11 protein-coding genes and 1 pseudogene are annotated in these 15,935 nt (G+C 38.3%); 6 read left to right on the plus strand and 6 right to left on the minus strand.

Translation table 11 applies throughout. The features are described from left to right. Positions 1–392: 392 nt before the first annotated feature. From KFO35_RS11800 to KFO35_RS11810, 3 genes and pseudogenes are all read right to left on the minus strand, one after another. A pseudogene (locus KFO35_RS11800) lies at positions 393–2,567 on the minus strand (DUF4129 domain-containing transglutaminase family protein). After that, complete coding sequence (locus KFO35_RS11805) at positions 2,557–3,630, minus strand: DUF58 domain-containing protein (RefSeq protein WP_070872292.1); 1,074 nt, start codon at positions 3,628–3,630, stop codon at positions 2,557–2,559. Before KFO35_RS11805 ends, KFO35_RS11800 begins: the two are co-directional and overlap by 11 nt. 3 nt (positions 3,631–3,633) lie before the next feature. Then, the gene (locus tag KFO35_RS11810) at positions 3,634–4,578 is read right to left on the minus strand and encodes an AAA family ATPase (protein WP_070872294.1); all 945 of its coding nucleotides are present in this window, start codon (positions 4,576–4,578) and stop codon (positions 3,634–3,636) included. A gap of 257 nt (positions 4,579–4,835) precedes the next feature. Here KFO35_RS11810 and KFO35_RS11815 point away from each other — a divergent pair, with 257 nt between their 5' ends. Further along, positions 4,836–6,128, plus strand: a complete 1,293-nt coding sequence (locus KFO35_RS11815; RefSeq protein WP_070872300.1) for a hypothetical protein — start codon at positions 4,836–4,838, stop codon at positions 6,126–6,128. Between the two features lie 73 nt (positions 6,129–6,201). Next, positions 6,202–6,777 carry a hypothetical protein gene (locus KFO35_RS11820; protein WP_002291618.1) on the plus strand — a complete coding sequence of 192 codons (576 nt, stop codon included), beginning with the start codon at positions 6,202–6,204 and terminating at the stop codon, positions 6,775–6,777. A 64-nt stretch (positions 6,778–6,841) separates the two neighbouring features. Here the strand turns inward: KFO35_RS11820 and KFO35_RS11825 are convergent, their stop codons facing one another. Further along, positions 6,842–7,207, minus strand: a complete 366-nt coding sequence (locus KFO35_RS11825; RefSeq protein WP_002308708.1) for a hypothetical protein — start codon at positions 7,205–7,207, stop codon at positions 6,842–6,844. 207 nt (positions 7,208–7,414) lie between these two features. Between KFO35_RS11825 and KFO35_RS11830 the strand changes: the two genes are divergently transcribed. The 4 genes from KFO35_RS11830 to KFO35_RS11845 all read left to right on the plus strand — a co-directional run bounded on the left by KFO35_RS11830 (position 7,415) and on the right by KFO35_RS11845 (position 13,355). Beyond that, positions 7,415–7,897 carry a hypothetical protein gene (locus tag KFO35_RS11830; RefSeq protein ID WP_002291615.1) on the plus strand — a complete coding sequence of 161 codons (483 nt, stop codon included), beginning with the start codon at positions 7,415–7,417 and terminating at the stop codon, positions 7,895–7,897. Between the two features lie 194 nt (positions 7,898–8,091). Then, positions 8,092–8,982 (plus strand): phosphate ABC transporter substrate-binding protein PstS family protein, encoded by an 891-nt coding sequence (locus KFO35_RS11835; RefSeq protein WP_070872302.1) that lies wholly within the window; start codon positions 8,092–8,094, stop codon positions 8,980–8,982. Between the two features lie 250 nt (positions 8,983–9,232). Continuing rightward, positions 9,233–11,701 carry a cation-translocating P-type ATPase gene (locus KFO35_RS11840; RefSeq protein WP_156272175.1) on the plus strand — a complete coding sequence of 823 codons (2,469 nt, stop codon included), beginning with the start codon at positions 9,233–9,235 and terminating at the stop codon, positions 11,699–11,701. A 184-nt stretch (positions 11,702–11,885) separates the two neighbouring features. Further along, complete coding sequence (locus tag KFO35_RS11845; protein ID WP_156272173.1) at positions 11,886–13,355, plus strand: C69 family dipeptidase; 1,470 nt, start codon at positions 11,886–11,888, stop codon at positions 13,353–13,355. A gap of 94 nt (positions 13,356–13,449) precedes the next feature. Here the strand turns inward: KFO35_RS11845 and KFO35_RS11850 are convergent, their stop codons facing one another. Then, the gene (locus KFO35_RS11850; protein WP_081185942.1) at positions 13,450–15,189 is read right to left on the minus strand and encodes a sensor histidine kinase; all 1,740 of its coding nucleotides are present in this window, start codon (positions 15,187–15,189) and stop codon (positions 13,450–13,452) included. Further along, positions 15,186–15,890 carry a response regulator transcription factor gene (locus tag KFO35_RS11855; protein ID WP_002291606.1) on the minus strand — a complete coding sequence of 235 codons (705 nt, stop codon included), beginning with the start codon at positions 15,888–15,890 and terminating at the stop codon, positions 15,186–15,188. Before KFO35_RS11855 ends, KFO35_RS11850 begins: the two co-directional genes overlap by 4 nt. Positions 15,891–15,935: the final 45 nt, after the last annotated feature.

The raw sequence follows: 15,935 nt of genomic DNA on the forward strand, positions 1-15,935 counted from the left end.
CCATTAACTAAACCACTTACAGTATACCACTTCTTTGCCCAGATCGAAAATTTTTTACGAACGGGGCTTTATTTGGTGTGCCTTGATTTTGTCGCTTTCGTTTACGAGCTATTTTTCTTGCACCTTTTACTTGACTAATCGTAGGAAAGAGGCTGGGACAGAAGCGTTTAACTCCAAGAAATAAGAAGAAATTCACGAAAATTGCTTTTCAAATTTTTGTGAATTTCAGCTTATTTCCGAAGGAGTTGCTTCTGCTTCCGCCGTTTATACGTTTTTAGAGCGTGAGACAAAAGTGTTCTTTACTTTTGCCCCACGCTCTTTTTTTACGAATAATCGATGCTCAATCAGCTGGTTCTCGGCATTCCAGAAGTAGATTCTCCAGGAATTTTATCTTATTTTTTGAAGCTGCTCCCTTTTGTCATAACCTTTTTGTATACCGTTTTTCTTATTATATGCGTTAGTTCTAAATAGGTTTTTTTATCGAATTTTACCGGATTTGCTTGTCGCCCATATATTTCAGCTTCATATTGAGCAGTTAATCGAATGAAACGTTGATCTAGATTGAATGTTTGTTCTATTCGTTGGCTGTATGCCTGCAAAGATTCTGCGAGGGTGCGCGGTACCAGTGTTTCCAAATGGTGAAGAAGTTTTTGATACGCAACCGCATTAGTAGAAGCAAAAAAATGAAGATAGATAAGATAACTTGTCCAGCGCAGAGATTTTCTAAATAACAATAGAAAGAACAACAAGACGGATAAACACACCCCAAGGCTGAATAAGACGATTTTATAAGACGGTGTGAGTGTCGTGTTATCTGACGAAATAGTCGCAGGTCTCTCACTGGTAATAGTTTCTGCTATATTTTCGCTTTCTTTTGGTTGTTCTTCAGCAGATTGGACGGTTTCTGTTGTTTCAGCGGCTGGTTGTGAAACAGTTGGATTGGCAAATGAAGGGGTTGGTTCAAATGGAAGCCAGCCAAACCCAGGAAAGTACACCTCTGGCCAAGAATGAGCATGACTATTGAGAATGCTGTATTCCTCATTTCCTTGCTCATCTGTACCTGTTCTAATCCCATCCGTAAAACCTTTTGTCCACCGAGCAGGGATGCCTAGTGTGCGAAGAAGGACGACCATAGAAGTTGAAAAGTTGTCACAATAGCCGACTTTTGAATCGAAGAGGAAATAATCTACATAATCGCGTTCTTTAGGCGTATGTCCGGTATCCGTTTTGGAATAGCGAAAATTCCCGCTTGTTTTCAAATACTGTTCGACAGCTTCGACTTTACGAATTAAAGTTGCTTCATTTTTGGTCAATTCGATCGCCAAGTCCTCAATGCGTTGAGGCAACCCTTTCGGCAACTGAAGATTTGTCTGTTGATTTTCTAAATCATCGGCCTCTAACTGACTGCTTTTTAATTCTTCTCTCGTAAAAGCTAATCTTTCTGTTTGTAAGGACGCCAATCGCGTCGATTCATTTGGGACAGGGATGAATCGTTGGCTTTCAGGCAAATAGTAAAGCGTTTGTCCACTGGCTAATGAAAAATCAGTCAAGGTAGTATTTCCATAAGGATAAGGTAAGAAAGCTTGGTTTTTTAGCGTCAATGTAATGTTTTCTTTTTCTTCCATAACTGTTTGGTAGCTTGTGATATCAACAGGAAATTCTTGGATTGATTGGTTGGATGGGTGCATCCGGATCTTCTACCCATCCAGAACCGGTGTAATGATTCTTATTTTCTATCTTCCAATAGCCGTTTACTTTCTGGTTCGCTGTAAAAACAACTTCACCATTATCATACAATGGACCACCAAGTTGTTCATCATTTTCACTGAAACCCGTTCTGGCACTTCCGGTTAATTGGTACTCATGGAGTGTATCATAAAGCCCTTCATCATTAAGATATTCTCGGATCGGTTCACTCGTTTCCTCAAGAGATTGGTGTACTTTTGGGAGATATAAAGGCAAGATGGCGCTGAAAGTGAACAAACAAATAAGCAGGATCGTAGTAAACGACTGGAATCGAGCGTTTCCCGACAACAATCGGATGGCGAAAAATTGCCTTGCTGCCAAATGTACGCATAAAACAGCTACTACCGCAATCATTTCGTACAATAGTTCTTTTTCCCGAAAAACGGTAAGCATCATGAAGTAAGCCATCAACGCAAGAAAGGGTGCATACCAATAGTCGTAATCCACGGTCAAAGTAATAAATAAATAGATCAACAACAATATGAGAAAAAAAGCTGTCTTTTCTGGTAAATAATGAAGTTTACCTTGGGATAGATGGAAGAATTCCTCTGTAACTGACGAAAAAACTGTATGACCCATAATAAAGAAAATGTCTTTGAAAGAAAATAGGCAAACAAACAGCCAATCATTACTGGCAAAGAAAGCAGCAATCGTACCCATTTTTTAGAAATACAGCAGACAATAAGACATAGGATACCAATAGTTAGGATAAGAGGGGAGCTGTTTTGCAATTGATTAGCTGCTACAAATATCGGAGCACCTACACTTAGTATCATAAAGGAGTAAACGCCGCGCAGGTATTTTTCCCATTTAATCGTCAATCCATTCACCTCCTGGCAGTGAACATACCTTGTCTTTTTCTTGGATCATGATTTGTTTTTCTGCGAAATAAACAAGATAGACTGTTCGATCTTTCGACAATGTTTCGACAGCTTCTGAGACTTCAGGAGAATGCGCAGGAATAAAGAGGACGATTTGTTTTTTTGCCTGTTTTTTCAAGTGTGCCAAAAAAGTTTTCTCATCTCCAGCGTTCAAAGAAGCAAAATAGGTATATCCAGGATCTTTGCCATGAAAGGTACGGTCGCCTAATATCAGAAGTTCCGGCTGCTTTTCTTTTCTCAGATGCCATAAAGAAAAATACAAATCTAGCAGATGGTCAAATTTCAAGCTAGGTGAACCCCAAAAGCAAAGAAGCGGAGAATATTCTTCTTCTTGATACTCGTATTCGCGGTATAACCATTCTTGACTATGAGCAGACAATTTCCAATCGATTCGGTTAAAAGAATCGCCGGGGCGATAAGAGCGATGTTCTCGAAAATCAAGACCTTTTTGATACGCGTTCAGCTGTTGTTTTTTTTCCAGAACTCTTTGCAATGCTTCTGCTTGAGACTTATGAAAAGCTGGAAGAACAGTCACAGGAAAAGAAAGCTCTCTTCTTGTCCTTTTTCTAAAAAGTCCTAGACTATCATAGGCTGTAAAAATGACGGTTAATGCTTCATGGAACCCTCTCTCTTTTGGTTGCCAAAGTACTTGGACTTCTTGCGGTTTATTTGTAAGGATCAATATTTCTTGTTTTTTTTCTGCAAAGATCTCTGGAAAGACGATCTGTAAACGAGGGAGAGGGAAAGAAAAAGCTCTCTTTTTGGCTATAGAAAAACTAACCTGTATACTTTTTTTACGATAAACGACTGGCTGGACTGTGCAAGTAACAGAAAGTTTCTTTAGAAAGGTGCTTAATGAAAACACACTCCATGATACATAAAGAGTAAAAAAGGCCAATAAGAACCACCCTAAAGAATTGTTGAATACAAGAGCAAAAAAGACAATGACGAAATATATCAGAAATAACACAAAATTAATGAAATAATCTTTGGCTTTTTCCATTATCTACCTCACGGGAATTGGGATTTGTGCAACAAGGGCATGGATCATTTGTGTCTTTTCGTCTTCCTTCAATGAACGATCGTAAAAAATCAGGCGATGGGAAAAAACGAAAGGAACTAACTCCTGCAAATCTTTGGGCGTGACGTAATTTCTCCCATGGATCAACGCATAGGCTTTTGCTGCCTGAATAAAGGCAAGGCTTCCTCGTGGACTGATGCCAAGCTGGATAGCAGAGTGGGTTCTTGTTGCGGATACTAACTGCAAGGCATAAGATGCCACTTCTGGACTGACAAAGACATTCGCCACACTTGTTTTTATTTCTTCTATTTCATGACTGTTCAAGACGACCTTCAAATTATCCAACACTTTTTCAAATTTATCCAAAAGTAGCAGAAGTTCGTCGTCAAAAGAAGGATAACCAATTTGTAGTCGGAATAAAAAACGATCGAGCTGTGCTTCCGGCAAAGGATATGTTCCTTCATACTCGATTGGATTTTGTGTAGCTAAGACAAAAAAATGATTGTCTAGGGGGTATGTATTGTTGTCGATCGTTGCATGATTCTCTGCCATTGCTTCTAAAAGTGCTGACTGAGTGCGAGGAGTCGTACGATTGATTTCATCTGCTAACAAGATCGTTGTAAAGATTGGCCCCGGACGAAATTCAAACTCTTTTGATTGTGAGTTATAGACAGAAAAGCCTAAAATATCATTAGGAAGAAGATCGGGTGTGCATTGGACTCTGCTAAAGGTTCCTTGCACAGCCTTTGCTAGTGCTTTGACTAGTAATGTTTTACCTACACCGGGAATATCTTCGAACAAGACATGACCACCTGCTAGCAGGGCAACAATCATCAATTGGATAGTGGAACGTTTACCGATGACCGCTTTTTCTAATTCTTGTATCAACTGATCGATTTTTTGTTTGGATTCTTCGATTTTAGCTTCCATTTTCACATCACCTTCTCATGAAATCACTATTTATTTTAATTGTAATGGAAGGGGATACATCCTACAAGCAAAGTGATTTTATTATGTTTTTTTAAAGTACATTCGTTTTAAAATGAGAATACAATTAAATTAAGTAAAATAAAAAATAATGAGAGAAATTTGCGTAATTAAGTAAATGGAAAGGGACTTTTTATCTTTTTAGAAAAGAGCCCTTTCTGATCAAACAATATGTTTAGAAACTAGGTGAGAGATGATCAATGAGATGGCAAAAACTATTATCAAAAAATGCACAGAATTTATTTTCACTAATCAACCTAATGAAAGATCTGATCTGGCGAAAAACGGATTTAGCTGAAGAACTGAAAATCGATGTCAAAACAGTTGATCGGCATCTAAAACGTTTGGCAGAAAGCGACTGTCCAATCCAACTGATTCTTCATAAGAAAACCGTTCAGTTAGTTTATGATCAAGGATATAGCGAACCTTACCTCCTTTTTGTTTTTCTGATCCAATCACCACCTTTTTGTCTACTGAAAAATCTGCTGTTGAATGAACCTTATGAACAGGAGTATGATCGTTCGACACAAGAGCGGTTGAGAAAATGGTTTGGTGAGTATCACCTTTCGTTTTCTTATAAAAAAGCGCAGATCTTTGGTTCAGAAAGAAAAATACGGTACCTGCTATTTTGTTTTTTGAAAGATTTCCCCCATTTTTTTGCAGACGATGGAGAGCAATCCTTTTCAGAGACATTCATCCAATTATTGAAGCAACGAAAGGATCCGGCAGAAATCGAGATTTTAGGAGACAGTCGAACCCTTTTCTTTGAGTTGTTTCCAGAATTGCTTTTTAGAGAAGAGCAGATTTTGCCAATAAAAGAAAAAAATTATCTAGCGATTTTGCGCTTGAGCTGTAATCAGATTACTGAAAAACGGTGGGAACGGATAGAAGAGACACAAGACTATCGGAAATTGACGATCGTAACTGAGAAGCTTGACTCGCTGTTTTGGCTGAATAGTGAGTTTGAAAGTGGAAATAAGTCAAAACTGACAAAAGTACTTTACCAAGAATGGCTTCGTTATGTGATTGGTATCCATGACCGACTGGTGGAAAAAGAAGTTCGTTATTATCAGGAAACATTAGAAAAGTTTCCTAATTCCAAAGATAAACTCTATCAATTTCGTCTAGCAATCCAACAAGCACTTGCACACCCCGCAGTTGAATGGGGAATGCTTTTACTTAAGACACTCCAAGAACGGGGGTATTTAGATGTCCATCCTCCTGAAGTGAAAATCGTCTTTTTTTTTCGTTATGAACATCAGGAAGCAAGAAGACTTGCCGGGGTACTGAACAAAACCCTAAGACATCGAAAACGGATCTCGATCCATGTTTGCACTCGAAATAAGCCACCTCGTTATGCAGATCTAGTGATTACGGATCATTTTTTTCCATTAGACCATAATGAAGATCAAAAAACGTATCTGTACCATCCTTCATTTGGTATTGAAAGACTACTTACGGATATCAATTACTGGTTAGGGAAAAACCGATAAAACCTTTGGAAAACAGATCAAAACAAGTCAGTCTATGCTATAATAAAAAGCGATTAGTAAAGGAGGAAATCCATTGGAATTAAAGAAATTAGAAGTTCCCACATCTTCGATCACAGAAGTGAAACGATCGCCGATGGATGTATTTGCTCAAGCGCGAGACGCGGGAACTGGCGTATATATATTTAATCGGGAAAAAGTAGCTGGTGTGATGCTGACCCAAGAACAATACGAAACGCTCTTGCAAGAACTAGATGTCCTTCGTCAAACAGTGAAAGAGGAACTGAAAGAACCAAAGGAAAAAGAAATACATGAAGAATCTGTCAATAAAACAGCTTCCGTCGTATCCAATGCTGAAGGGATGGAAGAGTTGGCTCAAACATTACAGCACTCGCTTATTACGGGTGTGACGATTACAGCAAAAAATCTAGATGAACGAATGGTCGCACTTGGTTTTATTACGAAAAAAACCGGATTTGGCGGGGTCGTGGATATGCTCAGCGAATTGATGAAAACCGGGAAAATCAATTACCAGCTAAGAAGAAAACCGCAAAATCGGACCATCATCGCTGAAATCATAGGGGAGCAAAACAGTCAGTCCCAATTGATGGATAAGATCATTATCAAAAAAATTTTTCTACATGAATTATAAGAAAACCCTATATGTACAAAAAGAAGAAAAACAGCTTCTCTTTGTACATATAGGGTTTGTTTTTTTAGGGATGCCGTGCTTTTTTATAAGATAAGGCTACCGCCCATAACGATCCAAGGATTTGTGGAACTAAGTAAATGCCAGCTAGAATCAAAATCAGTTGGGTCGGTTTTAAAGGATGATAAAAGTACCGCCATTCAGCAAAATTGACGCAAAATAAATAGGAAGTGACAGTAGATATAATATTGGCGATAAATAAAGATAAAATACGCCTGCTTTTTTGGAAATAATACCCAGCAAAAAGAGATAAAAATATCAACGTGATGAATCCGCTTACGGAATGATAATGGAAATCAAGCAGTAAAGCGAAATGCACATAAGGAACAAAAGATAAAAGCAATGGAAGATTCTTCCAACACGTTTTTATCATATTTTGTCACCACCTAACAAGTGTTATTATTTTGTTAGTTTTATTGTAAATTGAATCATATAATAATCAATTACTTTTTCATTATTTCTAGATTAAATGAATAAACTCTCATGCCATTATCTCTAAAAAAAAAGTTTTTCCCCCTAATTTTTTTAGATAGAAAATTGTATAGTATGATGAAAGAAAAATTGGTTTGGGGGAACATTGATGAGAAGAAAAGCAGTAATCGATCGGCTTTATTTATTTTTTTGGTTTTTTCCTATCGTTTTGCTACCTTTTACATGGGTAAATGCTGTTGTGCAAGGTGCCGAGATATTAGGGCTGATCCAAGGAAGTGGATTTGTGGTTTCTAGAAATTTTCCAGCTTTGACTGTTTTTTACTTAGTGATAAGTGTAGGTCTATTACTGCCAAAATCTCTGATCAATCATTATAATTGGCAGCTGCTTTATTTTTCTTGTTTACTCATATTCACATCTATGTTTTCCTTGTTGCCTCGCATGATCATCGGTCCTAATGGTTTGAGCGAGAGCGGACTGAAGGATTCAGCATATCCCTCCATGTATTTCTTGACCATTAAACCGTGTTTCTATTTAGTCATTGTCTCATTTATTCTTGCGACATTCTTTTACTTCTGGACAGAGATCCGGATAAAAAGTGAACGATCTGTATCTATAAAAAATAACCGTTGATGGTGGATCATCGGTAACAAGCATATGAGCGGCGGAAAACGCCTGTTTCTCATATGCTTTTTTATTCTCGTGTAAAGAATCCGAAAAACGTTTACATGATTTTTACATAACTTAACTATATTTTTACAGCAACCATACGAGGGATTTACAGTCGACTGATAAACTTTAGTTGTAAATAAGAAAGGAGCAATAAAATGAAAAAAGTATTGTTTACTCTAGGTATGATGGGAATTCTTTTAGCCGGATGCGGCTCAGGATCAGGAAATACAGATGGCTCTGCCACACAAAATAATTCAAGTGACTCAAATGAACAAGTAAAAATCGTTGCGGTAGGTTCGACAGCATTGCAGCCTTTGGTCGATGCAGCGCAAGAAAGCTTTGTACAAGAAAATCCGAATTATCAAATCTCTGTACAAGGAGGAGGAAGCGGAACTGGTTTGAGCCAAGTCGAAGCTGGAGCAGTTACTATCGGAAACTCTGATGTATTTGCAGAAGAAAGAGACGGGATCGATGCTTCTAAACTAGTGGATCATAAAGTAGCAGTAGTTGGGATGGCACCCATCGTCAACAAAGATACAGGTGTCAAAGATATCACAAAACAGGAATTGATTAATATCTTTACAGGAAAAATCACTAATTGGAATGAAGTTGGCGGGAAAGATCAAAAGATCAACGTTGTGAACCGTGCAAACGGCAGCGGTACCCGTGCGACATTTGAAAAATGGGGATTAGATGGTGCCACACCTATACAGTCCCAAGAACAAGACTCATCAGGAACTGTTCGGCAGCTTGTAAGTCAAACACCAGGAGCAATCAGCTATTTAGCCTTCTCATATCTCGATGATTCCACACAAGCACTAAGTATCGACGGTGTAGAACCAAAAGAAGAGAATGTAGCAGATAACAGCTGGAAAATCTGGTCCTATGAACATATGTACACGAACGGAAAACCTTTCCCTGAAGTCCAAAAATTCTTAGACTACATGATGACAGAAGAAATCCAAGAAGGACCTGTCAAAGAATTGGGCTATTTACCAATCACAATGATGAAAGTAGAACGTGACCACGAAGGAAATATCAAATAACTAGCAGATAAATATGCTACAGTTATCGTGACTATCAAGGAAAAATCAACTATGTTTCCCCGCATATAGATTTTTCCTATAATTGAGAAAAAGAGCGACGACAGTTCTATGTCGTCGCTCTTTTTTTGCTATATGACAGGAATGAAAGGTGTATGCAAGCTTAATAAGAGGAACACTTTTCATATCTGTTCTATACTGGATAGGAGAAGTTTTTAAATATCCAGAAAACGAAATTGATCGAGGTAGCCACATGAAGAATAAATGGACAAATCGAAGTAAAAAAAAGAAAAGAACACAAAAATCATCTGACAAAGTTATCCGTCTTTTTCCCTCGTACAAAGAAGGATTGACAGCAGAACAAGTCAAGGAACGAATAGAAAAAGGTGCAGCAAACGATTCAGTCGATCCCACATTCAAAACAAACCAACAAATTATATTGGAAAATATTTTTACGTATTTCAATTTGATTTTTCTTATCTTAGCCATTTTGCTTTGCCTAGTAGAATCTTATAAAAACTTGACCTTTTTACCAGTTATCATAGCCAATACAGGAATCGCTATCTTTCAGGAAATTCGATCCAAAAAAATCTTGGATGAATTGAATGTATTGAATACAGCAAAAGTCAATGTCATAAGAGAGGGGATAGAGCAAACAGTAGATATAGAAAACCTTGTATTAGATGACATTGTTATTCTAGAGACTGGACATCAGATTCCAGCAGATGCAGAGGTCGTGGAAGGAAAACTGCAAGTCAACGAGGCTTTATTAACAGGTGAAGCAGATGAGATAACCAAAGAAATAGGTGATCCATTGATGTCCGGCAGTTTCGTTGTTTCCGGAAAAGCTTACGCCCGATTAGACAAAGTCGGAGCGGATTCGTATATTTCCCAATTGACAGTCAAAGCCAAGACAATGGGAAAAGGAGAACAGTCGGAGATGATCGCTTCTCTTAATCAATTGATCAAATGGATTGGGATCATCATTATTCCTATCGGTATTCTGCTTTTTTCTCAAAGTTACTTTTTTAATGGAAACACGATGAAAGAAAGTGTCGTCGCAATGGAAGCAGCATTGATCGGTATGATACCTGAAGGACTGTACTTGCTAACGACGATCGCATTAGCATTAAGTGCGACTAAACTAGCAAAGCAAAGAGTTCTTTTACACAATATGAAAAGCATTGAGACATTGGCAAGAGTAAATGTCCTTTGTGTAGATAAAACAGGAACGATCACAGAAAACAAAATGTCTGTCCAAAAAGTGATTGTCTCTAAAAAACAAGAAATAATCAGCCAATCAGATCAACTGGAAGAGCGCATTGCTGACTATGCAAAAGCGATGGCAGGAGACAATGCAACAATGGAAGCCGTCAAAGAATACTTTACAAAAACCACTGATCAATCCTATCACCAGGTCATTCCTTTTTCTTCTGTCCAAAAATTCAGCAGTGTAGCGTTGGAAGACAAGGTATATGTTTTAGGAGCACCCGAAATGGTTTTGCGAGATCAGTTGCCGGAATATGCGGAAGAGTTTGTTTCTTTCGCTGAAAAAGGCTATCGCGTGTTGGTCTTTGGTGTGTACGATGGGATTCTTGAAGAACCAGTATTGACGGAGGCAGTCACACCATTAGGCTATATCCTGATCGCTAATCCTATCAGAAAAGAAGCAAGAGCCACATTCGATTACTTCAAAAAACAGCAAGTAGCCATCAAAGTGATTTCTGGAGATAATCCGCTCACCGTATCTAATGTAGCTGTCCAAGCAGGGATTTCACATGCTGATCAGTACGTTGATGCGTCTAAATTATCAGAAGAAGAATATGAAGCAGCTGTCGAAAAATATACAGTTTTTGGACGCGTCAAGCCAGAACAAAAGAAAATCTTCGTTCAATTGCTAAAGCGTAACAATACAGTAGCTATGACAGGTGATGGCGTGAATGACATTCTAGCCATGAAAGAAGCAGACTGCAGTATAGCGATGGCTTCTGGCAATGAAGCCGCCATGCAGGCCTCACAAGTGGTCTTGCTTGATTCTGACTTTTCACGCATGCCGGAAGTTGTTGCAGAAGGACGGCGCGTCGTGAACAATATTGAGCGATCAGCCAGCTTGTTTTTAGTGAAGAATATTTTCTCCTTTTTACTTTCGCTGTTTTCAGTCATCTTTGCTTTGACCTATCCTTTAGAACCATCACAGATCACACTGATTAGTTTGTTTACGATCGGACTCCCATCTTTCTTGCTTGCTCTAGAAGAAAACAAAAAGCGAATCAGAGGGAAATTCATCATGAATGTGATGGAAAAGGCTGTGCCAGGTGGACTGACAGATATGATCGTAGTCGGTGCGTTGGTGATCTGCGGGGTGACTTTGAATCTAAATAAAACAGATGTTTCTACAGCATCTACTATGCTTTTGATTGCAGTAGGATTTCTCGTTCTCTATAAAATCTGTTCACCGCTGAATAAATTCAGAAGTCAGATTATTCTTTTCTGTGCTAGCGGTATCTTTTTTTCGGTGGTTTTTTTGCATAAACTGTTTTCAATCACCGGTATCTCAGCTGTATCGCTTTTGCTATTGAGCATTCTATTTTTCTCGGCAGATTCGATCTTTAGGCATTTGACTACATTGGTAGAATATTTGTTTGAACGTAAAAATGAAAAAGAGCCGGAGATAATAAATAAATTGCCTCGGTTCCTTCGATTATTCAAAAGAAATAAATAACTAATAAGATAAAAGAAGCTTAAAAAATACATTAACCAAAAAATTGTATTTTCTAAGCTTCTTTCTGTATAAAAAACAAAGCAAATTTTTATCTAGAACTTATAGAAAACCAATTAAATCTTTACTTCAGGTGTCCTATAATCATTTTGAAAGCGTTTTTATAAAATTAGGAGGGATGCTTCAAATGAAAAATAGAAGATTGCTTCAATTTAGTTTATTTTTAGGTGTACTGTATGGGATTTTCTTATCCGTTTCCATTGATGCTTGTACGACGGTTTTAGTAGAAAAAAATGCTTCAGTAGATGGATCAACGATGATTGCTAGAAATGAAGATCTGAACACGGCTTGGTCCAAACACTTTGTTGTCAGAAAAGAAAATACGAATCCTTCACATTTTGTATCCAAAGGGAATGGATTTACCCTTGATCTTCCAAAAGAACAGCTGAAGTACACAGCGACCCCAGAATGGGATACGTCAGAAGGATTATTTGAAGAAGATGGTATCAATAGCAAGAACGTTGCAATGAGCGCTACTGAATCAGCTACGACAAAGGAAGAGATATTGAAAAAAGATCCATATACTGCGCATGGTATCGCAGAAGACTCTATGTTGACAGTGACCCTTCCTTATATTGATTCAGCAAGAGCAGGAGTAGAACGATTAGGAAAAATCGTTGCTAAGCAAGGAGCTGCGGAGACAAATGGTGTGATTTTCTCTGATAAAAATGAAATCTGGTATATGGAGATACTTAGTGGTCATCAGTGGGCAGCTGTCAAAGTTCCAGATGACTGTTATGCAGTTATTCCTAATATGTTGTCAATTGATTCATTTGATTTGAAGGACAAAGATTCTTATCTTTGTTCAGCAGATTTAGAATCTTTTTTAGAAAAGAATCAACTGATAAATACGAAACGGGATATTTCTTTAAGAGACATATTTGCAGATAAGTCAAAGGATGAAAAATACAATCTTCCTAGGATATGGGATGCACAGAGAAAACTGACACCTTCAAAGAAACAAAAAATAACAGACCGTTCATTTGAGATGTTCGTCAAACCAGATAAACCTATTTCAATTGCAGAAACAGCTTATATCATGACATTACACTTTAATGGTACTGAATATGATACCATCGAAGGGACAAAGCCAGATAAGTATCGTCCAATCTCTGTGCCGAATACGATGGAATCTCATATTCTACAGATAAGAAACAATGTACCAGAAGAAATCAGTGGTATCCATTGGTTAGCGTTGGGGATTCCTGATACAAGCAATTATATACCATTTTATAGCAATATAAGCGAGACACCCGAAGCTTATCAAAAAGGAACAGATATGCCAGATGATATTTCTGCTTACTGGACATATCGGTTGACGAACATCTTGACGAAGCCATACTATAGTGATTTCAAGAAAAATATTACTTTACCAACTCGCCAAAAAGTTCGAGACCATCTATCGAAAGAGTTAGCAAGTACAGACCAACAAGCAAGAGAATTAATAGTAAATCATCCCGAAAAATTAACGGATTATTTGAATCAAAAAACACAAAGTTTTGCTGATTATGCTATAGATGCTTATCAGAAAATGAACCAGGAGCTGATTGTAAAGATGTCAGAAAAGACAGCTACACATCATGACAAAGATTTATAACATGTGGCTCAGCATTTTTAGCTAATAAAAAGCCTGCTTTTCAGCGTAGTAGATGATCGTTAGACATCTAAACATTGCTGCAAGCAGGCCTTATTTAATTGCTTTTCGGAATGGTAACGGTGAAAGTCGAGCCTGTTCCAAGATGACTGTCTACAGTAATCGTCCCATGAAGGAGTTGCACGTAGTCTTTTACAATCGCTAACCCTAGTCCGGTCCCACCTGAATGCCGGCTTCGCGCCTTATCTACACGGTAAAAACGCTCAAAGATCCGTTCCTGATCCTCAATGTCGATACCTATACCAAAGTCTTGGACAGAAAACGATAATTCATCTGTTGCCTGATAACGGATAATGATCTTGCTGTCGTTTTTTGAGTATTGGACAGCATTTTCAATCAGGTTTTTGAGGATTGGATAAAGGATATCTGTTTTAGTAGTAAACGGTTCGTTCTTTCCAATCAATCGAATCGTTAACCGTTTCTTTTCGATGATTGGCTGATAATTTTGAACGATTTGCTGGAAATAAGGTTCTGTATAAATCGTCTGGATCTCGTAAGAATTCTCACCGTTTTTTGACAGCTGGATGATTTCCCGAATCAATTTATCTAACCGAATCGCATCTTTTTGCATGATCTCAAGAAAAGAAGTCAGAGTTTGCGGGTCATCTTTTGCACCATCCAGTAAAGTCTCGGTAAAACCAATCAGTGAAGTCACAGGAGTTTTTAATTCGTGGGAGACGTTGCCAACGAAATCTTTTTGTAGCTTTTCTAAACGTCGCACTTTCGTTAAGTCATACGCCACCCCTAGAATCTGTCCGGTACCTTCTGAATTAGTAAAGTAGCGCAAACTCAAGTCTAATGTCTGTCGTCCTTCAGTGATGGTGATCTCCTGATGGATCAGCGGATGCTCAGGAGTCACTTGGTGAATCAGCTGAATGAGTTTTGGCTCTTGGATGACTTCTGTGTACCGTTGTTCAGGTTCATAGCTAGTCACGTTTAAATGCAACTGCATCTTTGGATTAAGCAGTAGTAAACGAGAATCAGCATCATCAATCAGGAATACGCCTATCATCAATTCATTTAATAATGTGTACAATTGTTCTTCTGTTGTAGTATACGCTCGATACATCTTACTCATTTGTTCGCTCAGCGCATTGATCGTCTGATACAATTCCTCCCATTGGTCAGGTGTCTGCATGATTACTTCTGCTTGGTTTGGATTTTGTACCATTTTTCTAAGAACAGGCAGGACAGTTTTCAAAGGCTGATTTTTTTGGTAGATCAGGTAATAGATCATTCCTGCAAGAACAAGGAAGAAAGACAGAAAGAAGAAAAAGACCCAACGGCGAAAACTTTCCGTTCTCGGTAAAAATCCGCTTGTCGGTTCTGCGATACGTAAAATGGCTTCTAACTGGCCTCCTTTTTTGACTGGTAATGCGACGTATAAAAGATCCTCATTCAAAGTAGTACTTTTGCGCAAAGCGCTACCTAGGTTCCCACCATTCAATACAGCTTTTATTTCTGGACGAGAACTTCGCTGTTCATTCAATGTTTCATTGTTTGTGTCAAATAAGATTTTTCCAGTAGCATCCATTAAAGTGATCCGTTCGTTCGACTGATGGACGAATTCTTCCAAAGCAGTTTTGTTTTGCGCCGCTTGGAGGTTTTCGACATCTAATTGCCGGATCAGTAGTTGTGCTTTTTTTGTCAGGTAGCTTTCTTGCTGTTCGACGATCTGTTGTTGGAAATAATGGGAGATCAATTGCCAACCACCAAAAAACAAACTAATCAAAAGAATAAGAAAGAAGAGACGCTCATAAACTTTTTTCCATTTCATCGTTTTGGTTCCTGAAACTTATAGCCAAATCCTCTAACAGTCACCAAGTACTTTGGGTGTTTTGGATCTCGCTCGATTTTTTCTCGCAAATGACTAACGTGCACATCTACGATTCGGCTTTGTCCTGCGAAGTCAAAATTCCAAATGCGGTCTAGCAATGTGTCGCGATCGATCACACGGTCTTTTCGTTTCATGAAATAAACGAGTAATTCAAATTCTTTCGGTGTGAGTTCAATCAGATGATCGTCTACGGTGACTTGATAATTGGTCAAATCAGCAGTGATTTGTCCAATCGATAGATATTCAGGCTCAGCTTCATCTTTTGATTGCTTACGAGGTTCGATCCGTCTGAATATGGCTTTCATACGGGCTAATACTTCACGTGGACTAAATGGTTTGGTCAAATAGTCGTCAGCACCTATCTCCAGACCAATGATCCGATCCACTTGATCATCTTTAGCCGTCAGCATCAAAATCGGTGTTTCATTTTTTTCTTGACGCAGCCGCTGAGTGATCTCCATGCCATCCATCGTTGGAAGCATCACATCTAAAATGATGAAATCAAATGATTGTTCTAATGCTAATTCTAATCCTTCGCCTCCATCTGCGGCACTGGTTACCTTATAGCCTTCTTTTTCCAAATTGAACGTCAAGAGCGTCACAATAGAAGGTTCATCATCAACAACTAGTATTTTTTTCATTCAAATCTCCTTTAAATAGGTTTCATTCTGTTTATATTTTAGCAT

The organism is Enterococcus lactis (assembly GCF_015751045.1).
GTDB classification, from domain to species: Bacteria; Bacillota; Bacilli; order Lactobacillales; family Enterococcaceae; genus Enterococcus_B; species Enterococcus_B lactis.

Excerpts from the sequence above, each read along its gene's own strand:
- KFO35_RS11855 (WP_002291606.1), bottom strand. The coding sequence starts at position 15,890 with ATGAAAAAAATACTAGTTGTTGATGATGAACCTTCTATTGTGACGCTC.
- KFO35_RS11835 (WP_070872302.1), top strand. The coding sequence starts at position 8,092 with ATGAAAAAAGTATTGTTTACTCTAGGTATGATGGGAATTCTTTTAGCC.
- KFO35_RS11850 (WP_081185942.1), bottom strand. The coding sequence starts at position 15,189 with ATGAAATGGAAAAAAGTTTATGAGCGTCTCTTCTTTCTTATTCTTTTG.
- KFO35_RS11825 (WP_002308708.1), bottom strand. The coding sequence starts at position 7,207 with ATGATAAAAACGTGTTGGAAGAATCTTCCATTGCTTTTATCTTTTGTT.
- KFO35_RS11815 (WP_070872300.1), top strand. The coding sequence starts at position 4,836 with ATGAGATGGCAAAAACTATTATCAAAAAATGCACAGAATTTATTTTCA.
- KFO35_RS11805 (WP_070872292.1), bottom strand. The coding sequence starts at position 3,630 with ATGGAAAAAGCCAAAGATTATTTCATTAATTTTGTGTTATTTCTGATA.
- KFO35_RS11810 (WP_070872294.1), bottom strand. The coding sequence starts at position 4,578 with ATGGAAGCTAAAATCGAAGAATCCAAACAAAAAATCGATCAGTTGATA.
- KFO35_RS11840 (WP_156272175.1), top strand. The coding sequence starts at position 9,233 with ATGAAGAATAAATGGACAAATCGAAGTAAAAAAAAGAAAAGAACACAA.
- KFO35_RS11845 (WP_156272173.1), top strand. The coding sequence starts at position 11,886 with ATGAAAAATAGAAGATTGCTTCAATTTAGTTTATTTTTAGGTGTACTG.
- KFO35_RS11830 (WP_002291615.1), top strand. The coding sequence starts at position 7,415 with ATGAGAAGAAAAGCAGTAATCGATCGGCTTTATTTATTTTTTTGGTTT.